We start from the raw sequence: 22,098 nt of genomic DNA, 5'->3' as shown, positions 1-22,098 counted from the left end.
TAATTACCCGCCCACCACCTATATCTAACCCTACACCCTAACACTCTTCCCCAACCCGCCCCTCTTCCTATCTGCCGGGCAGGGCCCGGCGGGCCGGGCAGGGCCCGGCGGGTCGAGCCGAGCAAGTCGGGCCGGGGCGGGCCGGGCCGGGCAGGCCGAGCGGATCGAGCCGAGCCGGGAGGCCGAGCAGGCCAGAAGGCAGGGCAAGCCGGGCCGGACAAGCCGGGCAGGCCGGGCCGGGCAGGCCGGGTCAACACCCCGCCGCTCCCCGCCAGAATCCCCGTACTACACACCGCTGCTGGCCGCGCCCAGAAGGGGCCGGCCAGGCCGAACCCGTTCGCCACGGCCACCAATCCGGACATCCGCTCCTGCTCGGCACCGCCCACCGTCCGGCCAGCTGTCGCTGCCGGCCCCACGCGGCGCCTTGGGTAGCCAACATTTCGGTCTCCGGCACTCATCGCGAACCTGCCGCCCCTCGGCACGACCTTGAACCTGCCGCCGCATCCGGCCACGGCCCACCCCGGCCGACACGTTCCTTGGCCAACCTGGTGCCCACCAAGAAACCTGCCGCCCACCCGGCCCGCACCTCGCCCCTGCCCACAACCACCTAGACCGAGCCGTTCCTAGCGGCCCACCAACCCGGCCGAAATCTCGCCGAGCCGATCTCACGTTTCGCCTCGCCGGAACGTCTACCTAATATGAGCACTTACGAGAAACGCGTCGCCGCAGCCGATTGGGGGGCGGTGGCCGCCGAGGTCGATGACTACGGCTGTGCGCTGCTTCCCCAGCTGCTCACTCCCGCCGAGTGCGCGAAGCTCGTCGCCCTCTGGGACCAACCGGAACACTTCCGTGCGACGGTCAACCTGCGCCGCTACCGCTTCGGCGACAACGGTGACTACCACTACTTCGCCGCACCTTTCCCCGAACCGGTGGAGCGGCTGCGGCAAGCGCTCTACCCTCGTCTGCTACCGATCGCCCAGGACTGGTACGCCCGCCTCGGCCGCGATCCGAAATGGCCGTCCACTTTGGACGAATGGCTGAAGGTCTGCCACGACGCCGGCCAGCAGCGGCCGACCCCGATCCTGTTGCGCTACGAAACCGGCGGCTGGAACGCCCTCCACCGCGACCTCTACGGCGACAAAGTGTTCCCGCTGCAGGTCGTGATCAACCTCAACGACCCGGGCACCGACCACACCGGCGGCGAATTTCTCCTCGTCGAGCAACGGCCGCGAGCGCAATCGCGCGGCACCGCGACACTCATCCCCCAGGGCCACGGCCTCGTGTTCACCACCCGCGACCGTCCGGTCCGCTCGGCCCGCGGCTGGTCGGCGTCGCCGGTGCGCCACGGCGTCTCGGCGGTGCGTTCGGGCCGCCGGCACACCCTGGGCCTCGTCTTCCACGACGCGACATGACCGCCGCGGAACTCGAGGCGCTCGTGAAGCTGATCGGCGAGGCCCGGCACATCGTGCTCGGCACCGCGGCCGACCCGGCGTCACGGGCCGACGGCGAACGGATCGCCGAAGCCTGGGGTGGCCTGGTCCTGGCGACGGTGACGTGGCCGGAGACGGCGGCCTCGTGGCTGCGCCAGGCCCAGCGGTTCGCGGCGCCGGACCCGGACATGTGGGTCGTGGCCGCCACCCCGACCGGCTGGGCCGGCCTGTCGCGGCGGCTGCTGATGTCGACGAGATGGAGTTCTCATCGGACGGTCGTCACTGCGACTCTGACGGATTCCCGCCTGCCCGGCCTACGCGGCGCACGAGCAGACGGCACTACTTGGGAGAACTGATGAAGCACGCGATCATCGACTCGCCGATCGGCGAGCTCACCCTGGTCGGCGACGGCGACGTCGTGACCGGCCTGTATTTCCCGCACCACTGGACCCGTCCGGACCACACCACGTTCGGCCCGCGCGACGACTCGGCGTTCCCGGCGGCGACGGAGCAGCTGAAGGAATACTTTGCCGGCCAGCGCAAGGAGTTCGACGCCCCCACGCGCGCCGACGGCAGCGACTTCCAGCGCGCGGTGTGGGCCGAGATCGCCAAGATCCCATACGGCTCGACGGCGACGTACGGCGACCTCGCGACGGCCGTCGGCGGCCTCCCGCACGAGGTCGGGGCGGCGGTCGGGCAGAACCCGCTGAGCATTCTGGTGGCGTGCCACCGGGTCGTCGGCAAGAACGGGAAGCTGACCGGCTACGCGGGCGGCTTGAAGCGCAAGCAGTTCCTGCTGGAGCTGGAGCGCCCGCCGGCCGCGGAGCGCGGTCAGCTCTGGTGACTCACACGTGGCTCAGCAGCATCGCGGCGCCGAGCCCGGTCATGGTCACGGCGATGACGACGTCCAGAACGCGCCACGCCACGGGCCGGGCAAAGACGCCGGCCAGCTTCTTCGCGCCGAAACCGAGCGCGCTGAACCAGACGGCGCTGGCGATCCCGGCTCCAAGCCCGAACAACCACCGTCCATCGCCGTGAGCGACCGCGACGGAGCCGAGCAGCAAGACGGTGTCGAGGTAGACGTGCGGATTGAGCCAGGTGAAGGCAACGCAGGCAAGCACGGCCTTCCGCAGCGGCGTCCGTTCGGCGCCGACGGTCATGACGGAGGGCCGAAACGCCCGCCTCGCGGCCAGCGCGCCGTAGCCCAGCAGAAAGAGCCCGCCCCCGACCGCGATCACCCCGATGGCGGTCGGCCACTGCTCGATCACGGCCCCGATCCCACTTACCCCGAGTCCGATCAGCACCAGATCCGACACGGCGCAGATGACGACCAACGGCGTCACGGCGCCCCCACGCAACCCTTGCTGCAGGAGAAAGGCGTTCTGCGAGCCGATGGCGACGATGAGGGACAGCCCGGTCCCGAAGCCGGCGAGGAGCAGGGGAAGCACCGTTCCACGGTACGACCGTACCGCTGGGTTACCCCAGCTAAAGATTCTTACGTAACATTAGCGCTCGTGATGTCAGATCTCCCGCTGGACCAGGTCAGAACGCTGCTGGCCGTAGTGGACGAGCAAAGCTTCGACGCGGCGGCGGCGGTCCTCCACGTGACCCCGTCGGCGGTCAGCCAGCGCATCAAGGCGCTGGAGCAACGCACCGGCCGAGTCCTGCTCCTGCGCACGAAGCCGATCTCCCTGACGGCATCCGGCCAGGTCCTGATCCGTTTCGCGCGTTCACTGGCCCAGCTGGAGCAGGACGCGGTGTCCGAACTGGGCCTGGACTCCTCCACACGCACGCTGTCGATAGCGGTGAACGCGGACTCCCTGGCAACGTGGTTCCTCCCATCCCTGTCCGGCGTCCCGGCATCCCTCTCGCTCGCGTTCGACCTCCAACGAGAGGACCAAGACCACACCGCAGCCCTCCTCCGCGAGGGCTTGGTGATGGCGGCGGTAACGGCATCGCCCCAACCAGTCCAGGGCTGCACATCAACCCGCCTGGGCCGCATGCGCTATCGAGCAATGGCCTCCCCGGCGTTCATCGCCCGCTGGCTGACTTCTCCCCTCCCCACGTCGCTCCCGGCAGCGCCGGTGATCATGTTCGACCGCAAGGACGACCTCCAGGACCGTTTCTTGCGCAGCCTCACCCGCCGCCGGACGTTCACCCCGGTCCGCCACCACATCCCGGCATCGGAGTCGTTCGTGGAGGCGGTAGCGGCCGGCCTGGGCTGGGGCATGATCCCGGAACTCCAAGCAGCCCCCCGCGGCGACGCCCTGGCGGACTTGGCACCGGACCGTCCGCTGGACGTACCCCTGCACTGGCAGCAGTGGAAGCTGGACTCGCCGGCGCTGGCCACCGTCGCGAACGCCGTGGCCGCCGGTGCGGGGAAAGCACTTCGCTGAGCGGCACGACAAGCCCGAACGCGACTGACGTGGGTGACCGCCCCAGCACCCATGGTGACGACAACCAGCTGACCAGCAAAGGAATCCCGAACCTCGCCCTGCCTGTTCCGAGTGCTTCGCGGTAGGGAAAACTCCACCCCGCACGGTGGGGTCGCCCCCTGGACCGGTTGGGGTGCCACCTTGATCGCGTGCGGCGCCAAAGCCGGACAGGCTTGTGCCGTGGCCCAGATGACTGACTTTCAGCCTCGCCCCGCGGACGGCGGCCGGTGGCGGCGCGTATCGGAGGGTTCCGGATGACCATCATCGGGATCGCGTTTGCCATGGCGGGCGCCGTGTTCGCCGCGCTGGCCGCGCACATGCAGCACCGGGCGGTGCACACGACGATGCGGGACGCCGACGACGGGCCGACGCTGCGACTTCGTTCTTTCAGCCGGTTGCTGTGCCAGTCAGGCTGGCTGCTCGGCCTGCTCGTGATGATCGTCGGCGGGAGCTTGCACGCGGTAGCGCTCGGCGTCGCACCGGTCATCGTGGTGCAGCCGGTCGGCGTGCTCGCGGTCGGTGCGACCGCACTGTTCGCTGCCCGGGCCGGCGGCCCGAAGCTCACCGGACGCGGCTGGCTGGCGGTCGGCGCGATCGCGGCGGGGGTGGCCGGTTTCGTGGGAATCGCGGCCAGCAACACCACGCCGACCGAAGTGAGCGGTTTCGCCGGCCTTCAAGCCGGCAAACTCGTCGCCGTCGGCGTGGTCGGCATGTCCCTGCTCGCGATGACGACGAGAGGACGGGCGCGAGGTCTTGCGTTCGCCACCGCCGCGGCCACGGCCTACGGGCTGGTATCGGTCCTGACCAGGGCGGTGCTGCAGCAGGTTCAGCACGGCGGTCCGCTCTCCGCGCTGATCGTTTCCGTGATCGCCATCGTGCTCGCGCTGCTCCTCGGCGCCTGGCTGGTGCAGCAGGCCTATGCCAGCGCACCACCCCACACGGTCATGGCGTGCATCACCGTGGTGGACCCGATCGTCGCCGTGGCGATCGGGGTCGGGCTGCTCGGCGAAGCGAGTTCGATCAGCGGATGGGTTGCCGTGTCCGGGCTGCTCTGCGCGCTCCTCGCCATCGGTGGCGTACTGGCACTGGCCCGGTTCACCGAGCACCGCGGCGAGAACGCACCGCCGCACCCGGTCCCCGATTCGATCAAGCAACCAGCGCCGGAACCCGTTCGCATAGGGTGACCCAGGGTGCCGACGGCGCTGGGCCGGGACGACCTTCGCGGCCGGAAAACTCACCCTGACGCCGGTGGGAAGTCACCCACTCCGTGTTCTGCCAGGTCGAAAGCCTGGTCGATCACCGCGACCTGCTCCCGCCGAACCACCTCGACGTCATCCCCGGCCAAGATCCGCCCCATCGCGTGAGAAAACACCGTGGTGATCGCCGTGGTCAACAACCCCGCGACCATCCGCGACCGGAACGCATCCCCCGTCTCCTCGACGAACACCTCCGCAAAAGCCGAAGCGATCTCCCGCTCCTGCTCGTACCACCGAGCCATCAAAGCCGGACTCGAAGTCAGCACCCACCAGAACCCCGGCCCGCCGGCGATGGCGCCCGACAGCGGATGGCCCGAAGCCAAGAGCGAGTGCTGGTGCGCGCGCAAAGCCGCGCATGCCGACACCCCCGCCGGGCGGGACTGCACCACTGACACCAGCTCGGCCAGCCGGTCCGCGTGGCGATCCAGGAAGAGATCTTCCTTGCGCGGGAAGTAGTTGAACACCGTCATCTTCGACACGCCCGCCGCTTCGGCGATCTCCGCGACCGTCACCTCCTCGAAGCCTCGCTGGATGAACAGGCCCGAGGCCACGTTCGAAATCAGCTGGCGCGTGGCCCGCTTCTTCCGCTCGCGCAGTCCGTGATCCGCCATGAGCCGAGAGTATAGACCGAGCCAAAAGTTTGACTCGGTAAAAGTTTCGCGGCATCATCGGTGGCATGAACTGGGATGTAGTGATCTCCGGGGGCGGACCGGTCGGGTTGATGCTGGCCTGCGAACTCCGGCTCAAGGACGTGGACGTACTCGTCGTCGAACGGCTCGCCGAGCCGGATCCGACGATCAAGGCCGGGTCGGTCAACCTGACCACCGGCGAAGCCTTCTACCGCCGTGGCCTGCTGCCCGCGGTGGACGCGATCGTGCAGCAGAACGCGGAACAGATCCGGAAGTTCCTCGAGTCCCGGGGCGGGGGTGGGCCGAAGCCGGCGATCCCCGTGGGGCACTTCGCCGGGATCATGGTCGCGTCGAACGGCGTCGACTTCGAGGATCCGGCCTTCCGCGATGTCGGGCCCGCCGCCAAGGTCGTCGTGATCCAGCAGCAGGCCGTCGAAGCCATCCTCGCCGAACGCGCCGCCGAGCTGGGGGCCGAGATCCGGCGGGGCGTCGAGGTCACCGGCTTCGACGCCGACGACGACGGCGTCACCGTGCGGCTCGGCGACCGGACCGAAGTCAGGGCCGGGTGGCTCGTCGGAGCGGATGGGGGCCGCAGCTTCGTCCGGAAGCACGCCGGGTTCGAGTTCCCCGGGACCGATCCCGCCGTCACCGGACGGCAGGCGCTCACCGAGATCACCGGCACCGACGCCCTGCCCGGTGGCTGGCAGCACGGCACCGGCGGGCTCTACGTCCACGGCCCGATGCCCGGCCGGATCCTCACCGTCGAGTTCGACGGGCCGCCCGAGGACCGCGACGCCCCGGTCACCGCGCAGGAGCTCGAAGACAGCTTCCGGCGGGTCTCCGGCGCCGACGTCCACGTGACCAAGGTCCACAGCGCGACGCGCTTCACCGACAACGCGCGGCAGGCCACCACCTACCGCCGAGGCCGCGTGCTGCTGGCGGGCGACGCCGCGCACGTCCACTCCCCCTTCGGCGGGCAGGGGCTCAACCTCGGCCTCGGCGACGCGGTCAACCTCGGCTGGAAGCTCGCCGCGACGATCCGGGGCTGGGCGCCCGACGGCCTCCTCGACACCTACACGACCGAACGCCACCCGATCGGCGAGTGGGTCCTCGAGTGGACGCGGGCGCAGGTCGCGCTGATGCGCAGCGACGTCCGGACGAAGGCGCTGCGCCAGGTCGTCACCGACCTGCTGCTCACCGACGACGGCGCGACGTACCTGGCCAAGAAGCTCTCCGGTGTCCTGCACCGGTACCCGATCGAGGGTGAGCACGACCTCACCGGCCGCGGCGCGCCCGACTTCGCGTTCGCCGACGGCACCCGGCTCGGCGAGCACCTCCAGGACGGCCGGGCGCTCCTGCTCGACCTGGCCGACAACGCTGAGCTGCGCGAAACCGCGAGCGGCTGGGCGGGCCGCGTCACGACGCTGACCGCCAAGTGCGACAGCGAGCCGGCCCTGACCGGCGTCCTGATCCGGCCGGACGGGCACGTCGCCTGGGCCCGGGAAGACGGCGCGACGACCGGTCTGGACGCCTCGCTGCGCCGGTGGTTCGGCGAACCCGCCTGACACCTGCCAGGGGCGCGCCGGGAAACCGGCGCGCCCCACCGGATCAGTAAGCGACCGCGAAGGCGTGGCTCATCGCGTCGTTGTGCGTCGCGGTCGAGCCGACCGCGTCCGGCAGGCCGCTCGCCGCCAGCTGCACCGCGCCGGTCGATCCGCTCAGCCAGTCCGTCTTCACGTAGAAGTTGAACTTCGGCACGCAGCCGTTGCCCGTCGCCGCCGCGAAGTGCGTGTTCAGCGGCACCACCAGGTGGTGGACGTCGCGCCGGACGACCGCGGTCTCGCTCGCGGACGCGTCCGACTTGCACAGCGTGCCGTCGGCCTTCCACTGGTTGACGAACAGCGTCACCCGCGCCGTCATGCTGTTCACCGGGCAGTCGTAGTTCGCCGGTTCCGGGTAGCAGGCCATGAGTTGCATGTCGCCGAACACGCTGAGCCCGGTCACCGGCGCGGTCTCGAAGACCTCGGTCGCCGGCTCGCGCACCGTCGGCGCCGCCGAGTTCAGCGCGATGACGCGCCCGGACGGCGTGTCACCGTCGTCGGCCTGCGGCGGCGTGCCCGCGGTCGTGTTCGCGACGCTGGTGTCCGCGAACTTCAGCTCCCCGCTCACCAGCCGCACGGTCGAGTTGCCCAGCCCGAGGTTGGCGCTGCGCAGGTACGTCGTGCAGGTGACGGTGCCGGCCGCGCCGGGGTGCACCAGGAACCGGGTCGTGACGCCGATGTCCCGCAGCGACGCCGGGGCGTCGGCACTCGCGATCAGGACGTTCTGGCCGAGCACCTCGTTCTTCGTCCAGCCGCTCGTGCTCGCACAGCGGACCTCGTTGTCGATCAGCGTCGTGTTCGACGCGTTGTTCGCTCGCAGCGTCGAGTAGACGTACGCGGTCTGGCCCGCCGTCATGGCCAGCTGCACCGAGCCCAACGCCGCGACGTACTGGGTTTCGTGCGGCGAGGTCACCGTGCGCGGGGTGAACGTCACCGACGTCGCCGCCTGCGCGGCGGGCGCGGCGCCGACCAGCCCGGCGACCGTGGCCGCGCAGGCCAGTGCCGCGGCGAAGATCCTGCGTTTCATCGAAATCCCCTCGGAGGATGTGGGTGCGGTCCGGCATGATCACCGGCCGGACCCGAGTCTGGCGGGCTTCCGGCGCGGCCGGACCGGTCTGTTCCGGACATTGACCGAAGGTGGACACGCGCGATGCCCGAGATGTACCCGATGACCGAGCCCGATGACCAAGGCCTGCTCGACGTCGGCGACGGGCACCGGATCTTCTGGGAGACCAGCGGCAATCCTCGCGGCAAGCCCGCGGTCGTGCTGCACGGCGGACCCGGCCAGGGCAGCAGGCCGGGCATGCGGCGGATGTTCGACCCGGCCCGCTACCGGGTGGTACTGCTCGACCAGCGCGGCTGCGGCCGGAGCGTGCCGCACGCCACGACGTCGTTGCGCGACAACACCACCGACCACCTCGTGGCCGACCTGGAGAAGCTGCGTGAACACCTCGGCATCGACCGCTGGCTGGTCACCGGCGGCTCGTGGGGCACGACCCTCGCGCTCGTGTACGCCGAACGCTTCCCCGAACGGGTGACGGAACTCGTGGTGAGCGCGATCAGCACGACGCGCCGGTCCGAAATCGACTGGCTCTACCGCGGCGTGGGCCGGTTCTTCCCCGAGGAGTGGACGCGGTTCACGCTGGGCACCGGCGACGACGTCGCCGCGTACGCGCGGCTCATGGCCGACCCCGACCCGGCGGTCCGGGACCGGGCGGCGGCCGCCTGGCGCCGCTGGGAGGACGTCGTGCTGTCGCTCGAGCCCGGCGCTCCCCCGGTCCGCGACGAACCGGTGGACGACGCGACCCTCGCGTTCGTCCGCCTCACGACGCACTACTACGCGAACGCGGGCTGGCTGGACGAAGGCGCGGTGATCCGCGACGCGGGACGGCTCGCCGGCATCCCCGGCGTGCTGATCCACGGCCGGCTCGACCTCAGCTGCCCGGTGACGACGGCGTGGGAGCTGGCCGAGGCGTGGCCCGGCGCCGAACTGCTCGTCGACGACCACTCCGGGCACCGGGCCAGTGACGTCAAGCGCGCCTGGACGCTCGCCGCGCTGGACCGGTTCGCGCGCTGACCGCCGCGGCGAGCGCGGGCCTCGCTCACGCCACCTTGATGACGACCTTGCCCGAGGGGTGACCGTTCTCGACGGTCGCGAGCGCGGCCGGGGCGTCGGCCAGCGGATGGACCGCGGTGATCACCGGGGCGAGGACTCCGTCGAGGGCCAGCCGGGCGGAGCGCGCCAGGTTCTCGCGGTCGAGGCGACGCTCGACGAACCGCCCGCCGAGTTCGGCCACCGACATGTCACCCACCGAGATGACCGTGCGGGCTTCCCGGGCCAGCGGGGCGACCGTCCGCAGCGACGGGCCGCCGGCCAGGTCGACGATCCCGTCGAAGCCGTCCGGAACCAGCTCGCGCGCCGCGGCGCCGACGTCCTCGGCGGTGTAGTCGATGAACCGCGCCCCGACGGCTTCGGCGGACTCGCGCTTGGCGGTGCTCCCGGTGCCGATCACCCGCAGCTCGCGCGCGACGGCCAGCCGGGCGACCGCGAGACCGACCCCGCCCCCGACCCCGTTGACCAGGACGGTGGCACCGGCCGGGAGGCCCAGCTGGTCGAGCGCGTCCACCGCGGTCGTCCCGGCCACCGGCAGCGTCGCCGCCACGGTCGCGGACAGGCCCGCCGGGATGCGCGCGGTGTTGGGCGCGGACAGCACCGTCGTCTCGGCGTAGGTGCCGCCACCGGTGAGCGCGAAGCCGAAGACCGCGTCACCCACCTCGAGCCCGTCGACGTCCTCGCCCAGGGCGAGAACGGTTCCCGCGGCCTCCATGCCCAGCACGCGGGGAAACGGGCGCCCGCCGTCGAGCCCGGGAACCAGGCCCGAGCGCAGGAGGTGGTCGAGGGGGTTCACGCCGGCGACGTCGACCCGGATCAGCACCTCACCGCTGCCGGGGACGGGATCGGGACGATCGAAGAACTCCTGCACCTCGGGCCCGCCATGCCTGCCGAAACCCCACGCCTGTCCCATTTTCCGCTGCCTTCCGGGTGACCGGCCCGGTCGTTCCGGGCCTGTCGCCATCCTCATCTTTGACACCGATGTGAGGGGCAAGCGGCCGAGACACAGGTCACAGGTTCAGGCGGATCGGGTCACCGGGGTCGTCGACAGCTCCGCCCGGTGCCGGCTGTTGGCCTTGATCAGCACGTCGAGGGCATCCCGCGTCTCGACCAGGTGCGCGATATCGGCGTCGATCCGGTCGCGCTCGCGCATCATCGCCGTGAACGTCTCCTCGGCGATGCCCAGGTCGTCGGGGACGTCCACGCACGGCAGCACGGTCGCGATCACCCGGCTGGACAGACCGGCCTCGAACAACCGCCGGATGAGCGACACGCGCTGGACCTCGGCATCGGAATAGTGCCGCTGCCCCGTGTCGGAGCGTGAGCTGGTCAGCAAGCCTTGCTCTTCGTAGTACCGCAGTGAGCGCGGACTCACGCCCGTGCGCCTGGACAGCTCGCCGATCCGCATTCCGGAAAGCCTACGCCCGCGTGGCCCGGGTACAAGGCGAGCTGCCTACCCCTCCGCCGCCAGCGTCACCGCGACGTCGATGATCATGTCCTCCTGGCCGCCCACGAGGGCGAGTTCCCCGCAGCGGCGCAGGATCGCCTGCGCCGGGACGCCGTACCGCTCCGCCGCGCGCTCCGCGTGCAGCAGGAAGCTCGAGTACACCCCGGCCCAGCCCTGCACGATCGCGTTGCGGTCCATCTTCGGCCAGCGGTTCAGGTACGGGCGGACGACCTCCTCCGCGCCGTCGAGCAGGGCGCCGACGTCGAGGCCCGTGTCGACGCCCAAGCGGTCGAACACCGCCGCGAGAACCTCCGTCGGCGAATTCCCGGCGCCCGCGCCGAGCGCGCACAGCGACCCGTCGATGTAGCGGACGCCGGCTTCGTACGCCAGGACCGAGTTCGCGACGCCGAGCGAGAGGTTCTGGTGGCCGTGGTAACCGACCCAGGCCGTGTCGCCGACTTCGGCGACCAGCGCTTCGAACCGTGCGCGGGCTTCGTGCATCAGCAGGGCGCCGGCCGAGTCCGTCACGTACGCCGCCTGGCAGCCCGCGTCGACCATGATCCGCGCCTGCTTCGCGAGGTCCTCCGGTGGCGTCCGGTGCGCCATCATCAGGAAGCCCGCGGTTTCCATGCCGAGTTCGCGCGCCAGCCCGAAGTGCTGCGGCGAGACGTCGGCTTCGGTGCAGTGCGTCGCGACCCGGACCATCTCCGCGCCCGCGTCGAACGCGCGCTGGAGGTCCTCCGCCGTGCCGATGCCCGGTACGAGCAGCACGGCGATCTTCGCCTGCTTCGCCTCTTCGCGGGCCGCGGCGATCAGCTTCAGCTCGTCGACGGCGGAAAAACCGTAGGTGAACGACGAACCGCCGAGGCCGTCGCCGTGGGTCACCTCGATCACCTCGACGCCGGCGCGGTCCAGCGCGCGCACGGTGTCGCGCACCTGCTGTTCGGTGAAGCGGTGGGCCATCGCGTGGCTGCCGTCGCGCAACGTCGTGTCGACGATCCGGACGTCGTGCTTCAGTTCCGGCCGCGCGGTATTCCTCGATTCGTTCGCAGGCTCGCTCATGCCGGCACCTCCTGCTTCGCGCGCGCCATCAGCTCGCCGACCCGGGCGGCCGCGGCGGTCATGATGTCGAGATTTCCGGCGTACTCGGGCAAGTAGTCGCCGTTGCCGCGGACCTCGAGGAAGATCCCGACACGCGCGTTGCCGTCCCACTCCTCGCGCGCGTCGTCGAACTGCGGATCGGCGCGCAGCGAATAGCCGGGGACGTACTTGCGGACCTCGTCGACCATCTCGTGGATCGACGCGGTGATCGCGTCGCGGTCGGCGTCGAGCCCGATCGCGCAGAACACGGTGTCGCGCATGATCATCGGCGGCTCGACCGGGTTGAGGATGATGATCGCCTTCCCGCGCCCGGCGCCCCCGATCTCGGCGACCGCCTGGGACGTCGTGCGCGTGAACTCGTCGATGTTGGCCCGCGTCCCCGGGCCCGCGCCGCGTGAGGCCACCGACGCGACGATCTCCGCGTACGGCACCGGCGTCACCCGGGAAACCGCGTGCACCATGGGGATCGTGGCCTGGCCGCCGCAGGTGATCATCGAGACGTTCGGCGCGTCGAGGTGCGCGCCGAGGTTCACCGGCGGGCAGACCATCGGGCCGAGGTGCGCCGGCGTCAGGTCGATCGCCTGGATGCCGGCCGCCTCGTACCGCGGGGCGTTGGCCGCGTGCGCCTTGGCGGACGTCGCCTCGAACACGAGCTCCGGCAAGGGGTCCTGGCGCAGCAGCCAGTCGACGCCCTCGGCCGACGCCGCGATCCCCTGCGCGCGAGCACGTTCGAGCCCGTCGGACTCGACCACGCCGACCACGTAACCGACTTCGAGAACTTCACTGCGTCGCAGCTTCGCCAGCAGATCGGTGCCGATGTTGCCGGGGCCGACGATCGCCGCCTTCACGGGAGCCATGCTCCGACGGTCGCACCGCCGCTCGTGACCAGGACAGTCTTGCGTTCCGGCCAGTGGAACATCGACACTGGGGCCATGGCATTCGAGGTCGTGGCCGGCGCCGGCTCCCTGCGGAGCGAGACGGGCGTGCGGTTCCCCCACCGCTGGACTCCCGGCGGCGTCAGCGTGGACACCGAGTTCACCGGCGGGCACCTGCTGAACCTCGCCGCGGCGGGCTGCGTCCTCAACGACCTGTACCGCGAGGCGGAGCAGCTCGGCATCGAGCTCGCCGGAGCCCGGGTGACGGCCTCCGGCGGCTTCGACACGACGACGTGGACGTCCACCGGGATCACCTACTCCGTCGAGCTCGACTCACCGGCCCCGGACGGCGAGCTGTCCCGGTTGCTCGAAATCGTCGACGAGGTCGCCGAGATCCCCCGGGCATTGCGGGCCGGGGCACCGGTCCGCCGGGCGCGTTGAACCACCGCCCTGGGCACGTCGGTTTGATCGACTCGCGTTCGGGGCAGATCGGGGAGAGATCCCGACGGAGGAGGTCCGATGGCCGAGCGGCGTTGGCATTTCATCCCGAGCACGGCTCCGCTGTGCTGGCTGAACCTGGGAGTGGGGGCGGTACTGCTGGTGTCGAGCATCCTCACCCTGGCGAGAACGGACGCGCCCGCCCCGGTGCTGTCGGTGATCGCCGGGGTGGCGGCGGTGGCGTTGATCGTCCTCGCGACGGTCGGCTTGACGCGCCCCGGTCTCCGCGGCCGCTGAGTTCAGGGTCGCTTGCAGCGCTGGTTCTCGATGTCCCAGGTTCCGCCGCCGTCCAGGCAGTCCGTGAACTCGCGCTGCCCGTCGACCCAAGCCTTGTGGCCCGCGCACACGTCGTACTTCGTTTCGTCACCGTCCCGGCACTGGTAGCCGAACTGCGGAGGCTTCCGGGTCGGTGTCTTGCGGACTGATGTCCTCTTGGTGGTCGCCGGAGCCGGAGGGGGCGTCGTCGCGCTGGAGGTCGGCGGCACGGTGACGGTCACGACGGGAGTCGGTTCGATGGTGAGCACCGTTTCGCTGGTGTGGGGCTGATCCGGGGCGCGCGCCGGCGACGGCGCCGCGCCACACGCCGCCGTCGCCACGCCGGCGGCCAGCACCATTCCGCACAACCACGTCTTCATCGGCACGCCTTCGACGACTCGGCCCGGACCGTTGTTCAGTCGCCGGACACGCGGCGACGGTTACCGCGGTCGTGGTTGTGTCGCCGGATCGCAATGTCGAGTGGCCGGCCCATTCGCTGAGGTCAGCGTGGCGCAGCCGGGTGGCGGCACGGCGAAAACACAACACCGGCCGGGCCCCGCGGCGGCGGCGGGGCCCGGCCGGCCGCTCTTACAGCTCCTGGTGGTCCGCGTGCTCCACCCGGGCCTCCGCCACCGGGCGCCCGTCGCTCACCCGGAAGTCGTCCACGCCGTCCAGTACGAACGTCGGGGTTCCCGGCTCCGCGCGGCAGTGGTGCACGTCGAGATCCGCGACGTCCCGGATGACGAACGCCGGGCGCGTGTCCGGCGTGCCGACCCGGACGTCCACGTTGTCCAGGCTGATCCCCCGCGCGTGCCGGATGAAGAACCCGTGCGCCGGCAGTGTGCCGAACATCGACGGCTCCGGGTACGCCGTCTCCAGCTCCGGTGGGTTCTGGACCGCGTCGCCCGGGGTGAGGCCGCCCGCCAGGTGGTGGCGGATGTTGCTCAGCTTCACGTCTTCGATCGGGTGGCCCGGGATTCCCGCGAAGCACGACGGATACCGCGGGTCCGCGTCGAACGTCGTCACGTCGCTGATGCTCACCCGGCGCAGGAAGCCGACCGGGATGCCCGCCGGGCCGCGCATGCGGGCGCCCAACCGCAAGAACAGCGGCATCTGGACCTTGCGCATCGTCAGGTTGCTGATCGTCACGTCCTCCAGCCAGCCGCCGTCGACGGTCTCCAGCGCCAACCCGCGGCAGTACTCGAAGACCACGTTGGAGATCGCGATGTTGCGGAACCCGCCGTTCGCTTCCGTGCCGAACTTGACGCGGCCGGTGCGCCCGTACGACGACGTCTGGTACGTGCCGTCGACCAGCGTGCCGAGGTTGTAGCCGCTGACGAAGCAGTTGTCGATGGTCACGTTTTCCGTGTCCCGCACCGTGTTCAGCGCGTACGAGCTCTTCAGCACGATCGCGTCGTCGTTCGGTGAGTTCACGGTCGTGTTGGCGATGCGGACGTTCTTGCAGCAGTCGATGTTGATGCCGTCGCGGTTGGTGTCGATCACCAGGCCGTCGATGCGGAAGTTGTCGACGCCGGTGGGCAGGATGCCGAAGTGGCCGCCGTTGACGATCGTGATGTCGCGGATCGCGACGTTGCGGCACAGCTTGAGCGCGATCGCCTTGTTTCCGTTGAGCGGCGCCGACTCCGCGCTGCCGCCCGCGACGAGGCCCTTGCCGTCGATCTTGCCCGGCCCTTCGATGGTGACGTTCTCCAGGTTCTCGCCCCAGATCAGGCTGTTGTGCCAGTGGCTGTGCCCGAAGTCCTGGTACGGGTTGCCCGCGCCCGGCTCGGCCGGGTCGTAGCCCTTGCCGCCGGCGGGCGCGGCCGCGAGGATCGTCGCGTTCGCCCCCAGGTACAGCGCCACGTTGCTCTTGAGGTGGATCGAATAGCTCGCGTACGTGCCGGCCGGGAAGTACACGGTCCCGCCGCGGGCCGCGGCCGCGTCGATGGCGCGGTTGATCGCCGCGGTGTCGATGGTGCGGCCGTCGCCCTTCGCGCCGAACTTCGTGACGTCGAAGAACCGCCCCGCCGCATTATCTCCCGCCGCGCTGTCTTCCGCAGCGACGGCCGGAGATCCGATGAATGGCAGTGCGGCACCCGCCGCCGCTCCCCAGGTGACCGCACGACGGCGGCTGAACGCTTCGCCCACGAAAGCTCCCTTTTCTCGCCACAGCGGAAACACCACGCGGTGTTTCCGACGGCGGATCGGGAATGCGCGAGATCAGGCTAGGAGCAAATGATCGGATGAGTCAAGCGCGGCCCCCGCCGAAGCAGGGGCCGCGCCTGTCAGTCCAGCACCTCGCGGACGGTGCCCGCGGCCACCGTGAGACGACCTTCGCGCATGGCGAAGCCGAGGCCCGCGCTCATCGCGATCGGCTGGCCGACTTCCACCGTCAGCGAAGCCGCCTCACCCGGCCGGACCACCGTGACGCCCTCGGCGAGGGTGACCACGCCGACGACGTCGCTGGTGCGGAAGTGGAACTGCGGCCGGTAGTTCGCCGCGAACGGCGTCCGCCTGCCCCCTTCCGCGGCGGACAGCACGTGGACGTCCGCGCGGAACCGCGTGTGCGGCCGGACGCTGCCCGGCAGGCAGACGACCTGCCCGCGCCGGACCTCGCCGCGCTTCACCCCGCGCAGCAGCACCGCGGCGTTGTCGCCCGCCTCGGCGCGCTCCATCGGCTTGCCGAACGTCTCGAGCCCGGTCGCCACGCTCGCGACGGCCGGGCCGAGCCCGACCACCTCGACCGCGTCGCCGACACTCAGCACACCCTGCTCCACCGCGCCGGTCACGACGGTGCCGCGGCCGGTGATGGTCAGGACGTTCTCGATCGGCATGAGGAACGGCAGGTCGAGCCGCCGCGGCGGGATCGGCACGTGCTCGTCGACGGCCTCGAGCAGGTCGAGGATCCGCTGGGTCCACCGCGGGTCGCCGTCGAGCGCGCGCAGCCCGGACACGCGCACGACCGGCACGGCCTCGCCGTCGAACCCGTAGCGGGTCAGCAGCTCGCGGACCTCGAGCTCGACCAGGTCGAGCAGGTCCTCGTCCTCGACGAGGTCGGCCTTGTTGAGCGCCACCACGAGGTGCTCGACACCGATCCGGCGCGCCAGCACGACGTGCTCGCGCGTCTGCGGCATCGCGCCGTCCTGGGCCGAGACGACCAGGACGGCGCCGTCGAGCTGGGCCGCGCCGGTGATCATGTTCTTGACGTAGTCGGCGTGGCCCGGCATGTCGACGTGCGCGTAGTGCCGGGTCGGCGTCTCGTACTCGACGTGCGCGATCGTGATGGTGATGCCGCGCTCGATCTCCTCCGGCGCGCGGTCGATGCGGTCGAAGGCGACGTAGCGGTTGGTGCCGTCGCGCTCGGCCAGCACCTTGGTGATGGCGGCGGTGAGCGTGGTCTTGCCGTGGTCGACGTGGCCCATCGTGCCGATGTTGAGGTGCGGCTTGGTGCGCACGTACTGCTGCTTGGTCATGGGATTTCCCTGTACTGAGAACGAAAGCGCGCGAAACCGGGAGAAGTCGTCAACCCTCCCCCGGCGGTTCCGCGCTCGTGACAGGGGAATCGGGGAAGGGTCAGCTTCGAGCGCCGGTGAGCGAGGCCGGAAGCGGCCGTGCCGAAAGGGCGCTCGGCAGGGACGAGCCTGCGAGCGTCGCGCTATCGGACACGGGGAACATGATCCGCAGGGTGCCACGCGGAAGGTCGTGGTGTCATCCGGTTTTCCGCGGGGGATGGCGCGTAACACCCGGCTCGCCGGGGGCGACTCTGGGCGCTGTCACCGGTCTGGCTTGGGAGGGCGCCATGGACCACCGCGACCTCGCGGCTTCGGCGATCGGCGCCATCGCCGACCACTTCGGCGCCGTCCGCTCGGGAGTCCGGGTTTCGGAAGCGGCAGCGCGGATCGCGAACGAGCTGGTCTCCGTGGTCGGGGCGGTGTGCGGCCTCGCCTCGCCCGTGCTCGACGACCTGCGGCGGAATCCGGCGAGCGGGGGCGTCCGGACCCACGCGGCGACGCTGCTGTGGCGGGCGCTCGACGAGGACCGCAACGCCGGCCCGGCGCTCGGCAAGGCACTCGGCCACGGCGATGTCGTCTAGTGAGCCCGGCCGGCGCGCGAGCGCATCACGAGCGCCGCGACGTGGTACTCGCACGGCTCGTCACCGCGGTTCGCGTACGAATGCGGTGCGTCGGCGGGAAAGTAGACCGAATCCCCGGCGTGCAGCACGTGTTCCGCCGAGCCGGCACCCAGCCACAATCGCGGCCGTCTTCGCGCCGTACGTCACCGGCTCGGTCTTCACGTTCGAAACCACCCCGCCGGCCCCGGACCAGTAGCGCGCGAAGATCCGCGAGAGCGACCTCCCGTTCCTCGTCCTGAGCGACCCGAAGATCGCCGGCTACGCGCTCGCCACGGCGCGACGAGTTGCTCGAGCGGTGCGCCGAAGCGGGCGCCAAGCAGGCGATCGCCGTCGACTCCGGCAGCCCCGCGTCGCGGCGCCTGCACCGCGCGGCCGGGTTCACGGACGCGGGCGTGCTGCGGCGCGTCGGGTTCAAGGACGGCCGGTGGCTCGACACCCTCCTGATGCAGCGCGAACTCGGCTGAGGCGTCGGGCAGGATGCGGGGCATGGACACCGAAGCCGACCTCCTCGAAGCGGCCCGGCGCGAGGACCGCGGCGCGTTCGACCGGCTCGTGCGGCCCTACCAGAGCGAGCTGCGCGCCCACTGCTACCGGCTGCTCGGCGCCCTGCACGACGCGGAAGACGCGCTGCAGGAGGCGTTGCTCGGCGCGTGGCGCGGGCTGGCCGGGTTCGAGGGGCGGAGTTCGGTTCGCGCGTGGCTCTACCGGATCGCGACGAACGCCTGCCTGCGGCTGATCAAGCAGCGGCCGCCCCGCCTGATGCCGCGCGACCACCACCCGGCGGCGAACCCCGGCGACGCGCTCGCCGAGCCGGTCGACGGTGAGGCGTACGTCGAGCCCTACCCCGAGGACGACTGGGATCCACAGCGCCGGTTCGAGCTGCGCGAGAGCGTCGAACTCGCGTTCATCGCCGCGTTGCAGCACTTGCCCGGCACCCAGCGGGCAGTGCTGATCCTGCGTGACGTGCTCGCCTTCTCCGCCGCGGAGGTCGCCGAAGCCCTCGACACGTCGGTCGCTTCGGTGAACAGCGCGCTGCAACGGGCCCGCAAGACGCTCGACCAGCGGACGCCGTCGCAGAGCCAGCAGGCCACGCTGCGCAGCCTCGGCGAAGACGCGGAACGCGCGCTGGTGGCGGACTTCGTCGCGGCGTGGGAACGCGCGGACGTCCCGGCGCTGCTCGACCTGCTCGCCGAGGACGCCCGCTTCACGATGCCGCCGCTGCCCGCGTGGTTCCACGGCCGCGACGACGTCGCCCGCTTCCTGTCCGGCAGCGTGTTCGCGACACCGTGGCGGCTGGTGCCGGTCCGGGCCGGCGGCCAGCTCGCGTTCGCGTGCTACCAGCGCCACCCGGACGGCGTCTTCCGCATCGGCTGCGTGAACGTCCTGACCCTGCGCGGCGACCGGATCGCGGAGATCACCGGCTTCCTCGACCCGGCGATGTACGCGGGTTTCGGGCTGCCGGCGGAACTCCCGTAGTCGCGCCGGGGCCGCGGAAAGCCCTCGGCCACTGAAACCCGGGAAGAGCGGAGCTGGCGGGGAGGTCCGCGCCGCGCGAAAATGAGCCGGTGGACGATAGCCCGACCTCGATCCTCCTCGCCGAGTACGCGGCACTGCGCAGCGAGACCGAACGCCGCTCCACCATCCAATGGAACGTCTTCGCCCTGCAGATCGCCTCGGCCGGCGCGATCATCAGCCTGGCGATCGCGTCCGCCACGAACTCCGTGCTGCTGCTCGTGGTCCCGGTTTCGTCGTACATGCTGGGCAACCGCTACATCCTGCACGACTTCCACCTCAAGCTGATCCACCGGTACGTCCGGGACTCCTTGAGCGACCGGTTGTCCGGGAACCTTCAGTGGGAAGCCTGGCGGGACCGCCAGCTGGAGCGGGAAACGGCCCCAGGGCGGTGGTTCACCTCGACCGGCTGGAACGCCGTGCACCCGACCCGGCTCGCCTTCGTGGGAGTCGCCGCACTGGCTCTCGCCGGGGCCTTGGTCACCGGGATCCTCCTCTGGATCAGCCGGGCGCCCGCCTGGTACGCCATCACCGCGTTCGGCCTCGGCTGGCTGGTCGACGCGCTGGCCACCGTGCGGCTGCACCGGATCTTCGCCGGCGCGCGCACGGGCGCTACCGGGACTTCGCCCGCAGGTGGAGCCGCTCCCCCTGTTTCCCGAACAGGCTGAGGATCTCCGCCGGGCGGCCGACCGCGCCGAACCAGTGCGGGAGCCTCGTGTCGAACTCCGCCGCCTCGCCCGGGCCCAGCGTCATGTCGCGGTCGGCCAAGATCAGCCTCAGCCGGCCCGACAGGACGTACAACCACTCGTAGCCCTCGTGGACCTGGGGGTCCGGCTCGCCCGTCTCCGGCTCGAGGATCATCTTGAACGCCTGGGGCGCGCCCGGCTGGCGGGTCAGCGGAAGAACCGTCATCGTCGCTCCGTTCGACCGCGGGAAGCGGCGGGCGGTCAGCCGGACCCGGGGGTCGCCGACCTCGGGCGCGCCCACCAGCTCGTCCAGGGGTACCTGGTGGGCCTGCGCGATCGGCAGCAGCAGCTCGAGGCTCGGCTTGCGCTGGCCGGACTCCAGCCGCGACAGCGTGCTCTTCGAGATGCCCGTCGCCGTCGAGAGGTCGGCCAGCGTGACCCGCCGCTGGGTGCGGACCCGCTTGAGGCGCGGGCCGACCTCGGCCAGTGCGTGGGTGATGGCGTCCGTCATGTCTCCAGGAAACGCTCTTGTCCCGGAAACGGCAACATTTGTTGTCGGAACCGCGAAGCCGGGCGCAGGGTGGCGGCATGACCGAAAACAGCTATGACGTCCTGGTGGTGGGCGGCGGGGCCGCGGGCCTGAACGCCGCCCTGATGCTCGGCCGCGCACGGCGGCGCGTCGTGGTCGTCGACGGCGGCGCGCCCCGCAACGCTCCCGCCGAGCACATGCACGGCTTCCTCACCCGCGACGGCCTGCCTCCGTCCGAACTGCTCAAGATCGGCCGCGAAGAGCTGGCCGGCTACGGCGTCGAGATCCTCGACGACCAGGTCGGCGCCCTCGAACCCGGCTTCACCGCGACACTCGCGAGCGACGGCCGGAAGCTGACCGCCCGGCGCGTCCTGTTCGCGACCGGTGCCCACGACGACCTGCCGGACATCCCGGGCCTGCGCGAAAGCTGGGGCACCGACGCGGTGACCTGCCCGTACTGCCACGGCTACGAAGTCCGCGACCTGCCCCTCGGCGTGCTCGGCACCGAACCCGCGAGCGTCGAGCACGCGCTGCTCGTGCGCCAGTGGTCGCCGGACGTCGTGTACTTCGCGCACACCGCGCCACCGTCCGAAGAGGACCGCGCACGGCTCGACGCCCGGGGCATCAAGATCGTCGACGGGACCGTCACCGCCGCAAGACGCGAAGCCGGCCACCTCACCGGCCTCGAACTCGGCGCGCGGTTCGTCCCGCGGGTGGCGCTGTTCATCCGCACGCAGACCGTCGCGCACGACGGGCTCATGCGCGCACTCGGCTACGAAGAGACCGACGCGATGGGCAAGACGAACGTGCCGGGCGTGTGGGCGGCCGGGAACGTCGTCGACGCGCGGGCGACCGTGATCATCGCCGCGGCCCAGGGCGCGGCCGCCGCGGGCGCGCTCAACCACGACCTCGTGGCCGAGGACGTCCGGCGGGCGGTCGACGCGTTCGGCGGCTTCACCGCCGAAGCCGAACGCGCGGCCGCGGCAGCGCGCTGACGTCCTGGCGTTCGGCGGCCCGCCGTGCCAGGCTCGGCGGGTGCGTCCGACGCTGTACGAATTCGCCGGCGGCGACCCCGCGTTCCGCGCGCTGGCCGCCGCCCACCACGAGCGCTGCCTGGCCGACCCCGAGCTGAACCACCCGTTCTCGCACCCGGGGCAGCACCCGCAGCACGTCGACCGGCTGGCCCGGTACTGGGCCGAGGTCATGGGCGGGCCGCCGCGGTTCTCGCGGGAGTGCAACGACCACTCGGCGGTGCTGCGCATGCACGCCGGCAACGGCGACATGTCCGACCTCGGCCGCCGGTTCGTCGAGTGCTTCGTGCGCGCCGCGGACGACGCCGGCCTGCCCGCCGACCCGGAGTTCCGCGCCGCGCTGCGGTCCTACATGGAATGGGCGGTCGCCGAGGTCCTCACCTACCCGGGCCCGGCCGGCGACGTGCCCGCCGGCCTCGCGATGCCGCACTGGTCGTGGACCGGCTTGCAGGCGGTGTAACGCCCGGGGCGCGCGCCGCGTCTTGTGAGCAACGACCGGCTGTGGAGGTCCGTCGCAGAGCCGGCCCTGGCGCGTTTCCCCCAACCCGCCCGGGCCGGCTCGCCCACG

At 71.2% G+C, this 22,098-nt stretch carries 26 protein-coding genes and 1 pseudogene; 15 read left to right on the top strand and 12 right to left on the bottom strand.

Going from position 1 to position 22,098, the window contains the following annotated elements:
* Positions 1 to 698 precede the first annotated feature (698 nt).
* From ABZ342_RS30430 to ABZ342_RS30420, 3 genes are read left to right on the top strand one after another with little or no spacing between them, the layout of a single operon-like run.
* Positions 699 to 1,412 (top strand): 2OG-Fe(II) oxygenase, encoded by a 714-nt coding sequence (locus tag ABZ342_RS30430; RefSeq protein WP_360480081.1) that lies wholly within the window; start codon positions 699 to 701, stop codon positions 1,410 to 1,412.
* The gene (locus ABZ342_RS30425; protein ID WP_360480078.1) at positions 1,409 to 1,786 is read left to right on the top strand and encodes a hypothetical protein; all 378 of its coding nucleotides are present in this window, start codon (positions 1,409 to 1,411) and stop codon (positions 1,784 to 1,786) included. Before ABZ342_RS30430 ends, ABZ342_RS30425 begins: the two co-directional genes overlap by 4 nt.
* Positions 1,786 to 2,274 (top strand): methylated-DNA--[protein]-cysteine S-methyltransferase, encoded by a 489-nt coding sequence (locus ABZ342_RS30420; RefSeq protein ID WP_360480075.1) that lies wholly within the window; start codon positions 1,786 to 1,788, stop codon positions 2,272 to 2,274. Before ABZ342_RS30425 ends, ABZ342_RS30420 begins: the two co-directional genes overlap by 1 nt.
* A 1-nt stretch (position 2,275) precedes the next feature.
* Here the strand turns inward: ABZ342_RS30420 and ABZ342_RS30415 are convergent, their stop codons facing one another.
* Complete coding sequence (locus ABZ342_RS30415) at positions 2,276 to 2,878, bottom strand: LysE family transporter (protein WP_155543577.1); 603 nt, start codon at positions 2,876 to 2,878, stop codon at positions 2,276 to 2,278.
* 66 nt (positions 2,879 to 2,944) lie between these two features.
* Between ABZ342_RS30415 and ABZ342_RS30410 the strand changes: the two genes are divergently transcribed.
* Complete coding sequence (locus tag ABZ342_RS30410; RefSeq protein WP_360480071.1) at positions 2,945 to 3,826, top strand: LysR family transcriptional regulator ArgP; 882 nt, start codon at positions 2,945 to 2,947, stop codon at positions 3,824 to 3,826.
* 293 nt (positions 3,827 to 4,119) lie between these two features.
* Entirely contained in the window at positions 4,120 to 5,049 is a 930-nt protein-coding gene (locus ABZ342_RS30405; protein ID WP_360480068.1) for a DMT family transporter, read from the top strand.
* Between the two features lie 50 nt (positions 5,050 to 5,099).
* Here ABZ342_RS30405 and ABZ342_RS30400 read toward each other — a convergent pair whose 3' ends face one another.
* Positions 5,100 to 5,672 carry a TetR family transcriptional regulator gene (locus ABZ342_RS30400; RefSeq protein ID WP_360480065.1) on the bottom strand — a complete coding sequence of 191 codons (573 nt, stop codon included), beginning with the start codon at positions 5,670 to 5,672 and terminating at the stop codon, positions 5,100 to 5,102.
* 125 nt (positions 5,673 to 5,797) lie between these two features.
* Between ABZ342_RS30400 and ABZ342_RS30395 the strand changes: the two genes are divergently transcribed.
* Positions 5,798 to 7,315, top strand: a complete 1,518-nt coding sequence (locus ABZ342_RS30395) for an FAD-dependent monooxygenase (protein WP_360480062.1) — start codon at positions 5,798 to 5,800, stop codon at positions 7,313 to 7,315.
* 43 nt (positions 7,316 to 7,358) lie between these two features.
* Here ABZ342_RS30395 and ABZ342_RS30390 read toward each other — a convergent pair whose 3' ends face one another.
* The gene (locus tag ABZ342_RS30390; protein WP_360480059.1) at positions 7,359 to 8,378 is read right to left on the bottom strand and encodes a hypothetical protein; all 1,020 of its coding nucleotides are present in this window, start codon (positions 8,376 to 8,378) and stop codon (positions 7,359 to 7,361) included.
* Positions 8,379 to 8,501: 123 nt separating this feature from the next.
* Between ABZ342_RS30390 and pip the strand changes: the two genes are divergently transcribed.
* Positions 8,502 to 9,428 (top strand): prolyl aminopeptidase, encoded by a 927-nt coding sequence (gene pip / locus ABZ342_RS30385; protein WP_360480056.1) that lies wholly within the window; start codon positions 8,502 to 8,504, stop codon positions 9,426 to 9,428.
* Positions 9,429 to 9,453: 25 nt separating this feature from the next.
* Here pip and ABZ342_RS30380 read toward each other — a convergent pair whose 3' ends face one another.
* The 4 genes from ABZ342_RS30380 to ABZ342_RS30365 form a co-directional block, all read right to left on the bottom strand.
* A complete protein-coding gene (locus tag ABZ342_RS30380) occupies positions 9,454 to 10,377 on the bottom strand; it encodes an NADP-dependent oxidoreductase (RefSeq protein ID WP_360480053.1) in 924 nt (307 codons plus the stop codon).
* 105 nt (positions 10,378 to 10,482) lie between these two features.
* Positions 10,483 to 10,872 carry a MerR family transcriptional regulator gene (locus tag ABZ342_RS30375; RefSeq protein WP_155543569.1) on the bottom strand — a complete coding sequence of 130 codons (390 nt, stop codon included), beginning with the start codon at positions 10,870 to 10,872 and terminating at the stop codon, positions 10,483 to 10,485.
* Between the two features lie 45 nt (positions 10,873 to 10,917).
* Positions 10,918 to 11,973, bottom strand: coding sequence for a 4-hydroxy-2-oxovalerate aldolase (gene dmpG, locus ABZ342_RS30370; protein ID WP_360480050.1), 1,056 nt, complete (start codon positions 11,971 to 11,973; stop codon positions 10,918 to 10,920).
* Positions 11,970 to 12,869: an acetaldehyde dehydrogenase (acetylating) gene (locus ABZ342_RS30365; protein WP_360480047.1), complete on the bottom strand. Its 900-nt coding sequence runs from the start codon at positions 12,867 to 12,869 to the stop codon at positions 11,970 to 11,972. The genes dmpG and ABZ342_RS30365 overlap by 4 nt, the downstream gene beginning before the upstream one ends.
* A 75-nt stretch (positions 12,870 to 12,944) precedes the next feature.
* On the opposite strand from ABZ342_RS30365, the gene ABZ342_RS30360 reads away from it, so the two are divergent.
* The gene (locus ABZ342_RS30360; protein ID WP_360480044.1) at positions 12,945 to 13,328 is read left to right on the top strand and encodes an OsmC family protein; all 384 of its coding nucleotides are present in this window, start codon (positions 12,945 to 12,947) and stop codon (positions 13,326 to 13,328) included.
* A 78-nt stretch (positions 13,329 to 13,406) separates the two neighbouring features.
* Complete coding sequence (locus tag ABZ342_RS30355; protein ID WP_155543565.1) at positions 13,407 to 13,622, top strand: hypothetical protein; 216 nt, start codon at positions 13,407 to 13,409, stop codon at positions 13,620 to 13,622.
* Between the two features lie 2 nt (positions 13,623 to 13,624).
* Here the strand turns inward: ABZ342_RS30355 and ABZ342_RS30350 are convergent, their stop codons facing one another.
* The 3 genes from ABZ342_RS30350 to tuf form a co-directional block, all read right to left on the bottom strand.
* Positions 13,625 to 14,020 carry a hypothetical protein gene (locus ABZ342_RS30350; protein ID WP_360480041.1) on the bottom strand — a complete coding sequence of 132 codons (396 nt, stop codon included), beginning with the start codon at positions 14,018 to 14,020 and terminating at the stop codon, positions 13,625 to 13,627.
* Positions 14,021 to 14,228: 208 nt separating this feature from the next.
* The gene (locus ABZ342_RS30345; protein WP_360480093.1) at positions 14,229 to 15,719 is read right to left on the bottom strand and encodes a glycoside hydrolase family 28 protein; all 1,491 of its coding nucleotides are present in this window, start codon (positions 15,717 to 15,719) and stop codon (positions 14,229 to 14,231) included.
* Positions 15,720 to 15,925: 206 nt separating this feature from the next.
* Positions 15,926 to 17,113, bottom strand: a complete 1,188-nt coding sequence (gene tuf, locus ABZ342_RS30340) for an elongation factor Tu (RefSeq protein WP_360480038.1) — start codon at positions 17,111 to 17,113, stop codon at positions 15,926 to 15,928.
* 326 nt (positions 17,114 to 17,439) lie between these two features.
* Between tuf and ABZ342_RS30335 the strand changes: the two genes are divergently transcribed.
* Positions 17,440 to 17,733 carry a hypothetical protein gene (locus ABZ342_RS30335; RefSeq protein ID WP_360480035.1) on the top strand — a complete coding sequence of 98 codons (294 nt, stop codon included), beginning with the start codon at positions 17,440 to 17,442 and terminating at the stop codon, positions 17,731 to 17,733.
* Here ABZ342_RS30335 and ABZ342_RS30330 read toward each other — a convergent pair.
* Positions 17,730 to 17,891, bottom strand: a pseudogene (locus ABZ342_RS30330) (cupin domain-containing protein); the annotation flags it as partial. The gene ABZ342_RS30335 and the pseudogene ABZ342_RS30330 overlap by 4 nt on opposite strands.
* A gap of 165 nt (positions 17,892 to 18,056) precedes the next feature.
* Between ABZ342_RS30330 and ABZ342_RS30325 the strand changes: the two are divergent.
* From ABZ342_RS30325 to ABZ342_RS30315, 3 genes are all read left to right on the top strand, one after another.
* Positions 18,057 to 18,236: a hypothetical protein gene (locus ABZ342_RS30325; RefSeq protein ID WP_360480032.1), complete on the top strand. Its 180-nt coding sequence runs from the start codon at positions 18,057 to 18,059 to the stop codon at positions 18,234 to 18,236.
* Positions 18,237 to 18,258: 22 nt separating this feature from the next.
* On the top strand, positions 18,259 to 19,248 hold the full coding sequence (locus ABZ342_RS30320; protein ID WP_360480029.1) for a sigma-70 family RNA polymerase sigma factor: 990 nt from the start codon (positions 18,259 to 18,261) through the stop codon (positions 19,246 to 19,248).
* A gap of 89 nt (positions 19,249 to 19,337) precedes the next feature.
* Positions 19,338 to 19,952, top strand: coding sequence for a hypothetical protein (locus tag ABZ342_RS30315; RefSeq protein WP_360480026.1), 615 nt, complete (start codon positions 19,338 to 19,340; stop codon positions 19,950 to 19,952).
* Here the strand turns inward: ABZ342_RS30315 and ABZ342_RS30310 are convergent.
* Positions 19,897 to 20,481 carry an XRE family transcriptional regulator gene (locus ABZ342_RS30310; protein ID WP_155543559.1) on the bottom strand — a complete coding sequence of 195 codons (585 nt, stop codon included), beginning with the start codon at positions 20,479 to 20,481 and terminating at the stop codon, positions 19,897 to 19,899. The two genes, ABZ342_RS30315 and ABZ342_RS30310, sit on opposite strands and share 56 nt — an antisense overlap.
* A gap of 77 nt (positions 20,482 to 20,558) precedes the next feature.
* Here ABZ342_RS30310 and ABZ342_RS30305 point away from each other — a divergent pair, with 77 nt between their 5' ends.
* A complete protein-coding gene (locus ABZ342_RS30305) occupies positions 20,559 to 21,494 on the top strand; it encodes an NAD(P)/FAD-dependent oxidoreductase (RefSeq protein ID WP_360480023.1) in 936 nt (311 codons plus the stop codon).
* 40 nt (positions 21,495 to 21,534) lie between these two features.
* Complete coding sequence (locus tag ABZ342_RS30300; protein ID WP_360480020.1) at positions 21,535 to 21,990, top strand: group II truncated hemoglobin; 456 nt, start codon at positions 21,535 to 21,537, stop codon at positions 21,988 to 21,990.
* Positions 21,991 to 22,098 lie beyond the last annotated feature (108 nt).

This window comes from Amycolatopsis sp. NPDC005961 (assembly GCF_040629235.1).
GTDB lineage: Bacteria > Actinomycetota > Actinomycetes > Mycobacteriales > Pseudonocardiaceae > Amycolatopsis > Amycolatopsis camponoti.
Note: the sequence above shows the minus strand (reverse complement) of the source record. Positions and strands in the feature narration are given on the sequence as shown.

Coding starts and splice junctions, on each gene's coding strand:
- dmpG (WP_360480050.1), bottom strand. CDS start 11,973: ATGAGCGAGCCTGCGAACGAATCGAGGAATACCGCGCGGCCGGAACTG.
- ABZ342_RS30320 (WP_360480029.1), top strand. CDS start 18,259: ATGGACACCGAAGCCGACCTCCTCGAAGCGGCCCGGCGCGAGGACCGC.
- ABZ342_RS30380 (WP_360480053.1), bottom strand. CDS start 10,377: ATGGGACAGGCGTGGGGTTTCGGCAGGCATGGCGGGCCCGAGGTGCAG.
- ABZ342_RS30305 (WP_360480023.1), top strand. CDS start 20,559: ATGACCGAAAACAGCTATGACGTCCTGGTGGTGGGCGGCGGGGCCGCG.
- tuf (WP_360480038.1), bottom strand. CDS start 17,113: ATGACCAAGCAGCAGTACGTGCGCACCAAGCCGCACCTCAACATCGGC.
- ABZ342_RS30420 (WP_360480075.1), top strand. CDS start 1,786: ATGAAGCACGCGATCATCGACTCGCCGATCGGCGAGCTCACCCTGGTC.
- ABZ342_RS30405 (WP_360480068.1), top strand. CDS start 4,120: ATGACCATCATCGGGATCGCGTTTGCCATGGCGGGCGCCGTGTTCGCC.
- ABZ342_RS30350 (WP_360480041.1), bottom strand. CDS start 14,020: ATGAAGACGTGGTTGTGCGGAATGGTGCTGGCCGCCGGCGTGGCGACG.
- ABZ342_RS30395 (WP_360480062.1), top strand. CDS start 5,798: ATGAACTGGGATGTAGTGATCTCCGGGGGCGGACCGGTCGGGTTGATG.
- ABZ342_RS30375 (WP_155543569.1), bottom strand. CDS start 10,872: ATGCGGATCGGCGAGCTGTCCAGGCGCACGGGCGTGAGTCCGCGCTCA.
- ABZ342_RS30425 (WP_360480078.1), top strand. CDS start 1,409: ATGACCGCCGCGGAACTCGAGGCGCTCGTGAAGCTGATCGGCGAGGCC.
- ABZ342_RS30310 (WP_155543559.1), bottom strand. CDS start 20,481: ATGACGGACGCCATCACCCACGCACTGGCCGAGGTCGGCCCGCGCCTC.
- ABZ342_RS30355 (WP_155543565.1), top strand. CDS start 13,407: ATGGCCGAGCGGCGTTGGCATTTCATCCCGAGCACGGCTCCGCTGTGC.
- ABZ342_RS30390 (WP_360480059.1), bottom strand. CDS start 8,378: ATGAAACGCAGGATCTTCGCCGCGGCACTGGCCTGCGCGGCCACGGTC.
- pip (WP_360480056.1), top strand. CDS start 8,502: ATGCCCGAGATGTACCCGATGACCGAGCCCGATGACCAAGGCCTGCTC.
- ABZ342_RS30365 (WP_360480047.1), bottom strand. CDS start 12,869: ATGGCTCCCGTGAAGGCGGCGATCGTCGGCCCCGGCAACATCGGCACC.
- ABZ342_RS30335 (WP_360480035.1), top strand. CDS start 17,440: ATGGACCACCGCGACCTCGCGGCTTCGGCGATCGGCGCCATCGCCGAC.
- ABZ342_RS30360 (WP_360480044.1), top strand. CDS start 12,945: ATGGCATTCGAGGTCGTGGCCGGCGCCGGCTCCCTGCGGAGCGAGACG.
- ABZ342_RS30430 (WP_360480081.1), top strand. CDS start 699: ATGAGCACTTACGAGAAACGCGTCGCCGCAGCCGATTGGGGGGCGGTG.